Genomic DNA, 13,339 nt, shown 5'->3' with positions numbered 1-13,339 from the left:
GGCTAGACAAATACGACGATACAGGCATCTATATCAGTACATTTGGGAATGATTATTCAGAATAGTATTGCAATGACGTCTCTTCGCCAAGTAAGCGCTCAACCAACGCGCCTAGTTTATCACTATACTTGGTAGCATGAAAAGTTAATGGCAATCTAATCTTATTACCCGTCTGACACTTTTCGTCATGGGTTCCCTCTGCATCATTTAAGGGGGCTGATAGCTGATTCAATAGCAACAGCTGTTTGACTCGTTCAGCAATGGCCTGCCCAGAATCAACGATTTGTATGGGTAATTGCTTTTGGATAATTTCATTTAATAAGAATGTCTTAAAGAAAGGATAATGTGTACAGCCCAGTACCAACTGATCCACACCCTCATCTACAAACACTTGTAGCTGATGGCGTAGGTTTTGAGCCGTGTCGTCATTTTCTGACATACCTGACTCGACCCAAGGTACCAGTTTGGGATCAAAGTATTTAGTCACCACCGTACCATTAGGATTGGCTACATTGACGACGACATCATTCAGTAGTGACCCATTCAACGTCGCCTTAGTCGCAAGGACTGCGACATGGCCGCTTTTGCTAGCCAGTACCGCAGGCTTTAGTGCGGGTACCAGACCGACAATAGGCAGTTGTGGATAGCATCGCCTTGCTGTCTCCAAGCCATAGGCTGACGCGCTATTGCATGCGATGATAACCATCTTACAACCTTGCTGATATAGCCACTCTACGGCTTTGAGCGTCAGGGTCTCGATATCCTTACTATCCCGATCACCATAAGGCACATTTAGGGTATCTGCATAATACACATAACACTCATTGGGGAGCTGCTGCGCTAAATGTAGATAAACGGACAAGCCGCCGATACCCGAATCAAATAAGCCAATGGGGGCACTGCGGTCTTTGTCAGTTACTATCGTATTACGACCAAGTCTATCCATTGAATTAGCGTCAACAGAATCCTTGCTAAAGACATCTAAGCTTGCTTTCATTTTCTTCATCGTATGAGTTGCGGTCATATCCATCTTTATTGTGCCGCCATGTTATATATATAAACCATCAATTTTCTCAAACCATTCATCCATCAAGCCCTACAGTCAAAATTTTATTGCATAAACAGGTAAATATTATTGATATAGTTGATTCAGTTTAAAAGAGGTACAAGGCAACCGAGCGCAGATGTATATGTAATACTTCAAGTGAGGTTAACGCTGTAACTTTTTTATAGAGGATTGACTATAGTACAAGGACTCAAAGACCGCCAATTTTAGTCTTCAGTGAGATGGCATTGACAAGGTATAAGACTGCCCTCCACTCTGTAGCGTCAGTATGGTCGTGCCATTATCTTCTGTCAATTCACCAATTTCTGCCAAATGATAGAAAGTATTGCGGCCGATAAGCGCATCCAACCCATTTCTAACGGGCATATAAGGGCGTACCTGTGCTTCAGTGGTCGTATCTGGTGTACCTTCACTGGCACTGATGTTTTCTGTACTATCATGATGTTCAGGCTGATACGTTTTTAATGTAATGGGATGCTCATCATCCAAACGTACCACGTCGCCTGTGGTCGTTGTAAACTCCAACCAGCTTATATCGTCCTCTTTTACGATACCGACATCATTGATCAAGAGCGGTGCATCTTCTACTTGAATACGAATCTTTTGTACCGGTGTTTTTAAAAAGTATTCCGTCGCGCCATTATTGTCTTCTTTCCATAGAATAGTGGCAAACAAGCTGACTAATGACTCACGGGTCATGTGCCCGCCTTCATGCCACCATTCCCCATTAGCCTTAATGGTCAAATCCATGTCAGCTATCTCTTTAGGATGCCATTTTTCGAGTGGTGGAATCGCACGACCTTCACGTGTCCCAGTAGTAGACTTTAGATACTGGCTCAATGCATCTACATTGTTTAAGCTAGAAGGCATATCCATCATAGGCTCAGCCTTATTTTTATTACTTTCATTTACCTTAGTATTGTCATTACTCATTACTAAATCCTTTATTTATTATTCAAAGTTTGGCAAATCTATTATTACTATAAATTTTAGTTTCGGGTATGATAAAACCCTATCGCCTAAACACCCTTATTGCCTTGATATTACCTTAGCACCTATACTCATAAATGCGTATCGTGTTTGTAGGACTTTTCTTTTATAATGAGTAACGATTTTTTATTGAAATGGTCAAGCGGGTGTTTTATTGATGACGCATGTTATGTGTTGATATCTTTGAATAAATTATCCTCAGCAGTAACGTATTAACCAATACCGTAAAGACAGTTTTATCGGGCAGCCATATGTCTGAGCGACATTAGCACCGCAAGTCTATTATTCGGTTGTTAAGCTAATGATGCCCTGAGATAAGCCACTAAAAGTTTAGGAGTAGGTATGCAAGAGCAAGACAATCAAACGCCAGTCACTGATGGCAACCCTGTGACAACTGACGCCGCTATAGCGACAGAGACACCAAAACCAGTTGCCGCGGCCCCAGTCGTAGAGCCTGTAGCAGCAGAGCCTGAGATCGAACGTGAGTCAATGGAGTTCGATGTCATTATCGTTGGTGGCGGGCCTGCCGGTCTATCTACTGCCATTCGTCTGCGCCAGCTCGCTATTGAAGCGGGCAATGATGAGTTTATGGTCTGTGTGGTCGAAAAAGGCTCTGAGTTCGGTGCCCATACCTTATCAGGTGCTGTCATCGAGCCACGTGCTCTCAATGAGCTGATTCCAGATTGGAAAGAAAAAGGCGCACCACTTAACGTGCCAGCGACTGAAGATCGTTTTTATTACCTAAACTCTGCTACTCGCTCGACCAAAGTACCTGACTCATTGATTCCAGGGCCGATGCACAATGAAGGCAACTATATTGTCTCATTGGGCAATGTCGTTCGCTGGTTGGCCGTGCAGGCAGAAGAGCTAGAGGTCATGATGTTCCCAGGCTTCCCTGCAGATGACATTTTGTACAATGACGATGGTTCAGTACGAGGTGTATTAACGGGTGATATGGGTGTGGCTGCCAATGGCGAGGCCAAGCCTAGCTTTGAGCCGGGTTATGAGTTGGTTGCCAAGTACACTGTCTTTGCCGAAGGCAGCCGTGGTCATTTGGGTAAACGTCTCATCAGCCGTTTTGATCTCGATAAGGACTCTGATCCGCAGCATTATGGTATCGGTCTAAAAGAGCTGTGGGATGTCGATCCTGCAAAGCATGAGCAAGGCGTGGTCATGCACGGTCTTGGTTGGCCATTAACCGAAACTGGCTCAACAGGTGGCTGGTGGTTGTACTTTGATGAAAACAACCAAGTCAGTTTTGGTTTGGTGGCCGACTTGTCTTACCACAACCCATATGTCTCGCCATTTGATGAAATGCAGCGTCTAAAAACACACCCTGTTATCAAGAATGTTTTAGAAGGCGGTAAGCGCATTTCTTACGGCGCACGTGCTTTGACCAAAGGTGGCCTCAACTCACTGCCAAAATTCACTTTCCCAGGTGGCGTGTTGGTAGGTGATGATGCTGGATTCTTAAATCCTGCAAAAATCAAAGGTACTCATACTTCGATGAAGTCAGGCATGCTCGCAGCCGAAGCCATCTTTGAGGCGCTCCAAGCCGGTCGTCAGCACGATGAAGTCATTGCCTATAGCACCATGTATAAAGAATCATGGCTGTATCAAGACAACTATGAGTCGCGCAACTTCTCGCCTGCGATACATCGCATGGGGCTGTTCATGGGAGGCGCATTCACCTTTATCGAGCACAACTTGTTAAAAGGTAAAATGCCATTTACCCTACATGACAATATCCCAGATTACGATCAGTTAGAGCGTGCCAACCACGCCTATCAGCCAACGTACCTCAAGCCTGATGGTAAGCTGGTCTTTGATAAACTGTCGTCAGTGTTTATCTCTAACACCAACCATGCAGAAGATCAGCCAACGCATTTGAAGCTCACTGATCCAACCGTACCTATCTCAATCAACTTGCCACTATATGCTGAGCCTGCGCGTTTGTATTGCCCAGCAGGTGTCTATGAAGTGGTCAAAGACGCTGAAGGTGCCAAGTTTGTCATCAATGCGCAAAACTGTGTACATTGTAAAACCTGTGATATCAAAGATCCGTCACAGAACATCACTTGGGTAACGCCAGAAGGTGGCGGTGGCCCTAACTATCCAAACATGTAATCTATGATTTGGATAAATAGAAATCAATAAAAAACCGCTCTTAATAATAAGGGCGGTTTTTTTGTGCTTATAGCTTTATTTGTCAAATAAATATGCTTCATATTTTATATGCTACAAAATATATTAAATGATGGTTCAGTGGTGTAAAAAAGGCGTTTGTCGTATCGTTTTAGTGCATCTGATACTTTAAATATAATCCACCAAACCACCTATCGGTATTTTCTCTGAAATGAATATGCAATGGTTTTCAATGAAATTTGTTGACTAGTACTCAGATAAATCCTATATTCACTTATGCCGTTTTATAATTTGTAATCAGTACAATGATTTAAAGCGTTGAAAGCGCAAAGTTTCTTGTTAGGAAGACAAGAGCATAAAAAGACATAGGATAGTCATGCCCTCCTTCCTCGATAGACACTGTTTTTACCATTCAACACCTTTTATCTATGTGCGCAGCATGCTGCCAAAACACACATTTATCGTTAGCAAAAACGACAGATAAATAGATCATGATGCATCATCGTTTTCACCATATAAAGCAGTACCTATTTATTTTTTATACTGTTCGTTAGTGATAAAGAATAATCGCTGTTCTTTTTATATTGTTGGTATTTTTTGGGTAAGACAAAAGGAGTTGTCCCATGGAAAATCATAACGATCCATCCGGTTATTGGCGTGCCAATATCCGTCTCATTAGAGGCTGCTTAATTGTATGGGCGCTATGCTCGTACGGCTTTGCTATCTTATTACGTCCCCTCTTGGCTGGCATCAAGATCGGTGGTACCGACTTGGGTTTTTGGTTTGCCCAACAAGGATCCATCGGGGTGTTTATTATTCTGATTTTCTTTTACGCATGGCGTATGAATAAGTTAGATAAACAATATGGCGTAGACGAGGAATAGCCCCATGAGTCAATTTGTAGTTAATCTTATATTTGTGGGTCTATCCTTCGCTCTGTATTTCGGTATCGCGATTTGGGCCCGTGCTGGTTCGACCAGTGAGTTTTATGTGGCAGGCGGCGGTGTCCATCCAGTCGTTAACGGTATGGCAACCGCTGCTGACTGGATGAGTGCGGCGTCATTTATCTCAATGGCAGGTCTTATTGCTGCTGGCGGTTATGGTGCTTCTACCTATTTGATGGGTTGGACAGGTGGTTATGTTCTACTTGCGATGCTCTTAGCCCCTTACTTACGTAAGTTTGGTAAGTTCACCGTTCCTGATTTCATTGGTGATCGCTTTTATTCCAAGACGGCAGCTATGATTGCGGTTGTCTGTTTGATTACTGCCTCGACCACTTACGTTATCGGTCAGATGACTGGTGCTGGTGTTGCATTCTCGCGCTTCTTAGAAGTTGAAAGTACCACTGGTCTGATTATCGCAGCAGTCGTTGTATTCTTTTACGCGGTACTGGGCGGTATGAAAGGGATTACTTACACGCAGGTTGCACAGTATGTCGTTCTAATGATTGCTTATACCATTCCTGCGGTTTTCATCTCACTCGAATTAACGGGCAACCCTATTCCAGGCCTTGGTTTGTTCTCAAACCATGTAGAATCAGGTGTTCCTATCTTGACCAAGCTGAATCAAGTGGTTACTGACTTAGGTTTTGCATCCTATACGGCTGATGTACCTAACAAGCTAAACATGGTGCTATTTACCTTGACTCTCATGATTGGTACTGCAGGTTTGCCACACGTTATAATTCGCTTTTTTACGGTTCCTAAAGTGGCTGATGCACGCTGGACTGCAGGTTGGACATTGGTATTTATCTCGCTACTGTACTTCACAGCGCCTGCCGTTGGTGCGATGGCACGCTTAAACTTAGTAGATACTATCTATCCACAAGGTGTCGAAAATCAGCCTATTCTCAATGATGAGCGTCCTGACTGGATGAAAACTTGGGAAGAGACCGGTCTCATTAAGTATAACGATCTAAATAATGATGGTCGTATCCAGTTATATAGCGACAGTGGACTTGGTGCCGCTCAAATAGCCCTTAATACGGCTGAAGCTGACGGTGGCGATGTTGCTACTGCAACTGCAGCGGTAGAAAAAGCTCGCATTGCACATGATGCAGAGCTTGATGGTCGTTTTGCTGATGCCGGATGGGCAGGTAACGAGCTTGATGTAAACGCTGATATCTTAGTACTTGCTAACCCAGAAATCGCGAATCTGCCATCATGGGTGATTGGTCTTATCGCAGCAGGTGGTTTGGCAGCAGCACTATCGACAGCAGCTGGACTACTCCTTGCGATCTCATCAGCGATTAGTCATGACTTAATCAAACGTAACCTAAACCCAAATATCACTGATAAACAAGAGCTAAAATATGCTCGTATTACGATGGGTGTGGCGATTGTTGTTGCGACCTACTTAGGTATTAACCCACCAGGGTTTGCTGCGCAGGTTGTTGCCTTAGCCTTCGGTATTGCGGCCTCCTCATTGTTCCCTGTGTTGATGATGGGTATTTTCTCTAAACGTATCAACAATCTTGGTGCTATTGCAGGGATGTTGACTGGTTTGATCGTCGTCCTTGTCTATATCTTTATGTTCAAAGGTTGGTTCTTCATCAGTGGTACTGCTAACTTCCCTGATACCGAAGAGTACTGGTTATTTGGTATCTCACCACTATCATTTGGTGCAATTGGTGCCCTACTTAACTTTATCGTAGCATTCGCCGTATCTTATGCTACTGCGCCACCTCCAGCACATATCCAAGAGTTGGTTGAGAGCGTACGTTCTCCACGTGGTGCTGGCGGTGCAGTCGACCACTAAGCTTGCAACTGAGGATATATCTTTTGTTAATATATCACTCACAGGCAGTCACTGCTTGTGAGTGATTTTTTTATCTTGGCGCTATAATAACGATATCTTAGATTCTTCCTTTATCCAATAAGTTCAATTAAACATATCTCACGCATTAAGGAATATTTTATGCTTTTTGAGTTTATCGCTACCATCGCTGCCGCATTTGGCATGGCTGGACTAGCACTTATCATAACTCACCTCAGCAAACTGGCAGGCAAACGTGCCCCTAAATGGCTGATTCCCTTATTTGCTGCTATTGGTATGTTTGCATTTCAGATAAACCAGGAGTACAGCTGGTATGGTCAACAAGTGGAGAAGCTACCAAAAGGTGTAGAAGTCGTCAAAACAGCGAAAAGCACGGAGTGGTTCCGCCCATGGTCTTACGCTAAGCCGCAAATATTACGGTTTATCGCTGCCGATATTGGAAATGCGAGTGTACAAGTCGATAACCCAGATATACATTTATTCAATTTATATCTATTTGAAAGACGAAGAGCTGTAGAGACAGTCCCTCAAGTTATCGATTGTAGTATTCCTGCACGTGCAGACTACGTTATACCTGAGAAAGGCAATACGCTATCCATTGATGAACATGTAAAGCAAACGACTGCATGGCGAGACCTAGCAACAGATGATCCGCTATTTATCAGTATTTGCACTGATAAACAAAGCTAACGAATTAAGAGAGATTTAGAACAGGCAATCCATTAGTAGTAAAGTATTAAAAGAGACATATGATGATAAGGCGGTATTTTAGACAAGTAAAAAATCTGAAAATACCGCCTTATTTACTTTACTTTTCTTACTGATGATACTAGCGAGACGGTGCCGCATAAGTGTGCTTAGAATTGGCACCTAGCAGTAGCCCCGCACATAAACCACCGAAATGGGCGGCAAAAGAGATGCCTTCTTGTGGCATTAAACCTTCTTTGATGGTGAGCCAGTACCCTGCCCCCATCACGATACAAGCAATCAAATAACCCCAGCGCCGTGCAAATATAGCGCCGCCTATCATATAACCAAGCATTGCAAAACACAGCCCTGATGCACCAATATGAATAGAAGAAGGTGAGCCAAGCACCCAAGTGACTAAACCTGATGCGACCACCAATTTAATCACAGTACGATAGGCATTTTTTTCAAACAGTCCAAACAAAAATAAAATCTGCAACAGCGTCACAGTGTTGCCAGTCAAATGGGACAAGTTGCCATGCATCGTCCATGACGCAAATACCCCTATCATACTCCCCACATCTAATGCTCGCGGGACAATACCAAAAATATTCCACAGTCCAAACAAAAACACTTCATTTAATAAAAACATGCCCCACATCGGTATGAGTACAAATGCGTACAAGCCAACGACTTGCTTCAGTCTTGCCATTACTAAGCTAAGCAACTGCTGCCAATTCATAGACCGTCCTATTCCTTTGCTCTAATGTTATATGTCTGCTAGTGATTTACTGCAAATGGTGGGCGCACAGCGGGTATAAATGATAAAGGTGACGTGTCTGTATCCGCATTCAAATAACTATTACTATGCAACAACGACGTCGAATGATAAGGCACCAGTGCGGTCGGGATAAAGTGACGTGCAGCATCAATATGCTGAATAGAATCATCAAAAAAGATATGCGGCGCAAACGTTCTCAGCACGGCAGTTTTTTCTAGCCCTCCCAAAAAAAACGCCATATCCACATTTACGCCCCATTCACGCAGCGTTTTGATCGCTCGCAGATCTGCTGGTGCATTACGGGCGGTGACAAGCGCGATTTTGATTGGAGAGTATTGCAAACCAGCAGGCAGACGCTTCTGTAAGTTGGATAATTTAATCAATAACTCAGCGTAAGGCCCCTTTTCTATTGGTAAATCACGCAGCTGTGACTCGCGATCATGGAAAGCACGCAGGCCTTTTTGTTTATAGAGCAGCTCTCCTGAATCATCAAACAGCACTGCATCCCCATCAAAGGCAATGCGTAGCTGATCGGTGTCCAGCTCATAAGTATTAACAGGGGTCGCATCCAATATCGCACAAGCGCAGATATTGGCATCAGCCACTTGCTGCGCATCTTCACGATTGGTGGTCAAAAACAAATCTACGTTAAAATCTTTGATATAGGGGGCAACCGGACTGCCTGAAATAAATGCCGAACGTGAAATATTGATATTGCGCTCTAGAATTGCATTAAGCACCTGAATGCCAGTATCTGGACTACTTTTTGAGACAATCACGACTTCAACGAGAGGTGCTTCAAGCTCTAAATTTCGCTTACTATCTTCGCAATAATTGTTTAGGTTTAGCAACGCCTTGATTAACGGATAGCCAGCACCGATGTTCAGAGATTCATTTTCACGCTCTATCATGTAGTCACGAAACTCTTTGATTGCGCTTGCAGGTCTCTGCTCTAATAGTTCTAGTAAATGGTTTTCTGACTCTGTGAGATCAAAAAGTGCCGTCGCAGAAATTGCAACGATAAGTGTATTGCTGAAATCGACGGCCATAAATGTGTGCTTCTATGATAAGTAATGAGAATTATAGAATTTATTTTACTATATATATGAGTTAGCCGTGTAGCTACTCGCACTCATATTAAGACCGCTAATACACATTTTTTGTGCAAAAAAAAGACTGCAATGGCAGTCTTTTTTGATCTTGATCAATATTTAGCTGATATCAGTACCGTCATCAATGACAAAGCTTACAATCATAATGACATGATATTTACTGATTTTTCCATCAGTGACACCTACTTTTTGCTCTTTTATCCAAGCGCCTTCAACATTTTTAACAGTCTTAGAGATTCTCGCAATACCTTGTTGAATAGCATCTTCAAAGCTGGTTTCAGAAGTACTGCTGATCTCAACATTCTTAGCAATAGTCATAATATTTTTCGCATCCATTTGATTTTAGAATAGTTTTTTTAAAATAAAATGATGATAAAAACGTAGACTCAACATTTTATCTCTCAATTATTCTAGCGCTATACCGAATGCACAACAATGATTCTATGTTATTTTATGTATGACTTATCCCAATAGCACAAGCGAAATAGCAGGGAACATCACCAATATGACCAGTCGAATCACATCGGACACAATGAATGGTGCCACTCCCCGAAACATATCAGCCAACTTAATGTGCGGCGCCATCGCCTTAATCACAAAGATATTCATCCCCATCGGCGGCGTGATTAACCCAAGCTCCACCGTCAATACTGCAATGATACCGAACCATACTGGATCAAACCCTAAGGCCAAAATAATCGGATAGACCACAGGAATCGTAATCACTAGCATCGCTAGGGCATCCATAAATAGCCCTAATAGAAAGTACATGATCAAAATGCAGATCAGCACAATCATCGGACTGACTGCCAACCCACCAATCCAAGAAGCCAGTGAATAAGACAGACGTGATACTGAGATAAAATACCCCAATGCCTCTGCGCCCAGTAGCATAAAAAACACCACCGCAGAGAGTGCCAGCGTCTCAATCAACGACTGCTTTAAACCATCTAAACGCATGCCTTTGGCAAACGCATATGCCCAAGAGACAAACGCCCCGACAGCCGCGCCTTCTGTTGGCGTAAATAGACCAAAGAAGATACCGGCAATAATCACAATAAAGATAAAGCTAAAAGGTATTAGACCCGTCAATGACAAAAACTTGGCTTTCCAGGTGGTTGGCTCACCACGTCTTGCTAGATGCGGTTTCCAACGTACCATCACCATCACCGTGATGGAATACATCACCATACCCAGCATACCGGGTAAGAACCCTGCGATGAACATGTCACCTACTGATTGCTGAGTTAAGATGGCATAGACCAGTAATGCGATACTAGGCGGAATCATGATGCCGAGCGTCCCACCAGCGGCCAAAATACCGCAGGCAAACCCTGGCTGATAACCGTACTTCTCCATTTGTGGCAGCGCGACTTTAGTCATCGTAGAAGCAGTGGCGAGCGATGATCCTGAAATAGAGGCGAAGATACCGGACGAGCCAATACCAGCAATACCAAGACTGCCCCTGACTCCGCCGAAAATGGTACGAGTGGCCTCAAACAATTTACCTGCCATACCTGAGTGGGTAGCAAACACCCCCATGAGAATAAACAGCGGAATGGCACTAAAGTCGTATTTGGCTAAGACATCAACTGGGATGTCTTTGAGCATTTGCAGCGCACCACTGGGGGCTGTAACAGCACCAAAGCCGACAAGTCCAACGCCTAACATGGCAAGGGCGACTGGTACACGGAACAAGACGAGAAAGATCATGACAATTAAGCCAATAGCGCCGATAATTTCTGGACTCATGCGCCTGTCTCCTCGGCGTCAAAGAACTCGCCTGTTTTAAAGATGTTGATGGATTCGATCAATGAGCGAATGGCAAGCAGAATGCTTAAAAAGGCGCTAAGGGCATAAATAGGCATCATAGAAATGCGCAAATCTTGGGTGACTTTGCCATACTCGACAGCATCAATAGCACTTTCATAAAGTCCCCATGAGAAGACGATACCAATGATAAAGAAGCCCATCATGAAGATTCCCATCATGTAGCCTTTGATAGATTGGGGCATCTTCTGAGTGAACACATCGACGATGATTTGTGAGCGTTCAACGAAGGCAGCAAAGGCGGCCAACAGGGCAAATAGCATAAAGTAGGAGACGATCTCGACGCTGCCCTTAACCGTAAAACCAAACTCACCGCCGCTAAGTTTAAAGATATAGCGGGCGACGACGTCGAGCATAGTAGTGAGGACAATGATGATGAGACTCACGCCGCCAATAAATTGACATAGGCGTGAGATTGTTTGGCTGATTTTGACTAGAAATGCCACGTGATACCTCCCAATGGGTTATACCTTACAAGCAGCACTAGCAGCTTTTGCTTTTGCATAAACACCATCAGCATCTAGACCCAAAGCTTTGACATCACTTAGGTATTTTTGCGTTCCTTTTTCAAGTGGCCCTTTCCAATCTGGATCATTTAGTGGATCAGGAATTTCGATAATTTCATCACCTTTATCTTTAGCAGCTTGAATAGCCATTTTGTCATGTTTATCAAATACCTCACCAACTTTACTAGCAAGCGCCATTCCTGAATTTTCATCCAGAACTTTTTTCAAGTCATCAGGCAAATTATTATACTTATCCTTATTCATAGTCACCATCAGTGCTGAGCTATAAAAAGGAATATTGGTGTGATATTTGGTAATCTCGTCAATCTTAAAGGCTGTTACCGCCTCCCAAGGGAAACTCAAACCGTCAACGACACCGCGCTGTAAAGAGGTATACATATCATTTGCAGGTAGACCTACTGGAGAAGCACCAGCACTTTCTATAATGTCACCAGCGACTGCAGAAGGACGGCGAATGCGCATGCCTTTCATGTCCGCAGGCGTACGAATTAGCTTATCCGTAGTGTGAAGCGCACCAGGGCCTCCACCATACATAAATAGCAAATGAGAGTCTTCATACTCACTAGCGAGCGTCCCATCATCATAAAGAGTCTGCAGCATACAGCCCATTTGGCTGGCTGAGTTTGACAATCCCGGGAGCTCAGTAATTTGAGTTAAAGGGAAACGACCGTTGGTATAGCCATGTGCTTGTGAGCCAATATCGATCGTACCTTTTGCAGCAGATTCATAGGTAACATCTGCTTTAGCAAGACCCGCTGATGGATAGAGCTCAACTTTTAGACGACCTTTAGAATCTTCTTCTATTTTCTTAGCCCAAGGTTCAAAGACCTCTGTACTAATAGATGAGGTAGCAGGCCAAAAATGTGAAAAGCGCAATACAGTGGTTTCTTGAGAAGTGGCTGATGAACCATCAGCAGTGTCAGCAGACTGGTTAGAGCAACCGAGAAGACTAATAGCGGCTAAAGCACCAATTGAAAAAAGAGGAGCTAACTTCATTATCAATTCCTTTTGATAATTATGAGAATAGGAGTAAAACCTCATAAGTAAATAATTCAATCCATACTAGACCCAATCATTTACAAGGTTTTAATATATATTTTACATACCTGTAATAAAAACCTAGTTTAAAATTAGCAGCTATAATGATATAAGTCAAATCATTTTGATTATATCAACAGGAAATATATTCATAAAACCATATATTATATAAACACATATATTCGCTAATTCAAAAAATGTACTTATGAATTTTGAATCATAAGTGCAAGCTAAATTAGATATCACACTGGCACTTTTTCTTAGGCAAAGAAAAACCCCCGGCTAGATAACTAGTCGGGGGATATTTCAGTATAGAGAGCTGACGATGACCTACTCTCACATGGGCGAACCCACACTACCATTGGCGCAACGATGTTTCACTTCTGAG

General features: G+C 43.2%; 12 protein-coding genes. 4 read left to right on the top strand and 8 right to left on the bottom strand.

Annotation, left to right across the window (positions count from 1 at the left end; genetic code table 11):
• Positions 1 to 52: 52 nt before the first annotated feature.
• Together murI and IP510_RS12835 are read right to left on the bottom strand one after the other, a co-directional pair.
• The gene (gene murI / locus IP510_RS12840) at positions 53 to 946 is read right to left on the bottom strand and encodes a glutamate racemase (RefSeq protein ID WP_227669774.1); all 894 of its coding nucleotides are present in this window, start codon (positions 944 to 946) and stop codon (positions 53 to 55) included.
• A 333-nt stretch (positions 947 to 1,279) separates the two neighbouring features.
• The gene (locus tag IP510_RS12835) at positions 1,280 to 1,945 is read right to left on the bottom strand and encodes a DUF1285 domain-containing protein (RefSeq protein WP_413786492.1); all 666 of its coding nucleotides are present in this window, start codon (positions 1,943 to 1,945) and stop codon (positions 1,280 to 1,282) included.
• 600 nt (positions 1,946 to 2,545) lie between these two features.
• Here IP510_RS12835 and IP510_RS12830 point away from each other — a divergent pair.
• The 4 genes from IP510_RS12830 to IP510_RS12815 all read left to right on the top strand — a co-directional run bounded on the left by IP510_RS12830 (position 2,546) and on the right by IP510_RS12815 (position 7,666).
• The gene (locus tag IP510_RS12830; RefSeq protein WP_194365285.1) at positions 2,546 to 4,183 is read left to right on the top strand and encodes an electron transfer flavoprotein-ubiquinone oxidoreductase; all 1,638 of its coding nucleotides are present in this window, start codon (positions 2,546 to 2,548) and stop codon (positions 4,181 to 4,183) included.
• Positions 4,184 to 4,824: 641 nt separating this feature from the next.
• Entirely contained in the window at positions 4,825 to 5,085 is a 261-nt protein-coding gene (locus tag IP510_RS12825) for a DUF4212 domain-containing protein (RefSeq protein ID WP_194365223.1), read from the top strand.
• A gap of 4 nt (positions 5,086 to 5,089) precedes the next feature.
• The gene (locus tag IP510_RS12820; RefSeq protein WP_194365222.1) at positions 5,090 to 6,958 is read left to right on the top strand and encodes a sodium:solute symporter family protein; all 1,869 of its coding nucleotides are present in this window, start codon (positions 5,090 to 5,092) and stop codon (positions 6,956 to 6,958) included.
• Positions 6,959 to 7,117: 159 nt separating this feature from the next.
• Entirely contained in the window at positions 7,118 to 7,666 is a 549-nt protein-coding gene (locus IP510_RS12815; RefSeq protein WP_194365221.1) for a hypothetical protein, read from the top strand.
• Between the two features lie 139 nt (positions 7,667 to 7,805).
• Here IP510_RS12815 and IP510_RS12810 read toward each other — a convergent pair whose 3' ends face one another.
• From IP510_RS12810 to IP510_RS12785, 6 genes are all read right to left on the bottom strand, one after another.
• Positions 7,806 to 8,405: a rhomboid family intramembrane serine protease gene (locus IP510_RS12810; RefSeq protein WP_194365220.1), complete on the bottom strand. Its 600-nt coding sequence runs from the start codon at positions 8,403 to 8,405 to the stop codon at positions 7,806 to 7,808.
• Between the two features lie 38 nt (positions 8,406 to 8,443).
• Positions 8,444 to 9,493 carry a 5'-nucleotidase gene (locus tag IP510_RS12805; RefSeq protein ID WP_194365219.1) on the bottom strand — a complete coding sequence of 350 codons (1,050 nt, stop codon included), beginning with the start codon at positions 9,491 to 9,493 and terminating at the stop codon, positions 8,444 to 8,446.
• Between the two features lie 162 nt (positions 9,494 to 9,655).
• Positions 9,656 to 9,874, bottom strand: a complete 219-nt coding sequence (locus IP510_RS12800) for a dodecin family protein (RefSeq protein ID WP_194365218.1) — start codon at positions 9,872 to 9,874, stop codon at positions 9,656 to 9,658.
• A 144-nt stretch (positions 9,875 to 10,018) separates the two neighbouring features.
• Complete coding sequence (locus IP510_RS12795; protein ID WP_194365217.1) at positions 10,019 to 11,308, bottom strand: TRAP transporter large permease; 1,290 nt, start codon at positions 11,306 to 11,308, stop codon at positions 10,019 to 10,021.
• Positions 11,305 to 11,832, bottom strand: coding sequence for a TRAP transporter small permease (locus IP510_RS12790; RefSeq protein ID WP_194365216.1), 528 nt, complete (start codon positions 11,830 to 11,832; stop codon positions 11,305 to 11,307). Before IP510_RS12790 ends, IP510_RS12795 begins: the two co-directional genes overlap by 4 nt.
• An 18-nt stretch (positions 11,833 to 11,850) precedes the next feature.
• A complete protein-coding gene (locus tag IP510_RS12785; RefSeq protein WP_194365215.1) occupies positions 11,851 to 12,909 on the bottom strand; it encodes a TRAP transporter substrate-binding protein in 1,059 nt (352 codons plus the stop codon).
• Between the last annotated feature and the right edge of the window lie 430 nt (positions 12,910 to 13,339).

It is taken from the genome of Psychrobacter sp. NG254 (assembly GCF_015277735.1).
Classification (GTDB): Bacteria; Pseudomonadota; Gammaproteobacteria; order Pseudomonadales; family Moraxellaceae; genus Psychrobacter.
This window is presented reverse-complemented; position numbering and strand designations above follow the sequence as displayed.

Coding starts and splice junctions, on each gene's coding strand:
- IP510_RS12835 (WP_413786492.1), bottom strand. CDS start 1,945: ATGATGGATATGCCTTCTAGCTTAAACAATGTAGATGCATTGAGCCAG.
- IP510_RS12810 (WP_194365220.1), bottom strand. CDS start 8,405: ATGAATTGGCAGCAGTTGCTTAGCTTAGTAATGGCAAGACTGAAGCAA.
- murI (WP_227669774.1), bottom strand. CDS start 946: ATGGATAGACTTGGTCGTAATACGATAGTAACTGACAAAGACCGCAGT.
- IP510_RS12830 (WP_194365285.1), top strand. CDS start 2,546: ATGGAGTTCGATGTCATTATCGTTGGTGGCGGGCCTGCCGGTCTATCT.
- IP510_RS12825 (WP_194365223.1), top strand. CDS start 4,825: ATGGAAAATCATAACGATCCATCCGGTTATTGGCGTGCCAATATCCGT.
- IP510_RS12815 (WP_194365221.1), top strand. CDS start 7,118: ATGCTTTTTGAGTTTATCGCTACCATCGCTGCCGCATTTGGCATGGCT.
- IP510_RS12820 (WP_194365222.1), top strand. CDS start 5,090: ATGAGTCAATTTGTAGTTAATCTTATATTTGTGGGTCTATCCTTCGCT.
- IP510_RS12785 (WP_194365215.1), bottom strand. CDS start 12,909: ATGAAGTTAGCTCCTCTTTTTTCAATTGGTGCTTTAGCCGCTATTAGT.
- IP510_RS12805 (WP_194365219.1), bottom strand. CDS start 9,493: ATGGCCGTCGATTTCAGCAATACACTTATCGTTGCAATTTCTGCGACG.
- IP510_RS12795 (WP_194365217.1), bottom strand. CDS start 11,308: ATGAGTCCAGAAATTATCGGCGCTATTGGCTTAATTGTCATGATCTTT.
- IP510_RS12800 (WP_194365218.1), bottom strand. CDS start 9,874: ATGACTATTGCTAAGAATGTTGAGATCAGCAGTACTTCTGAAACCAGC.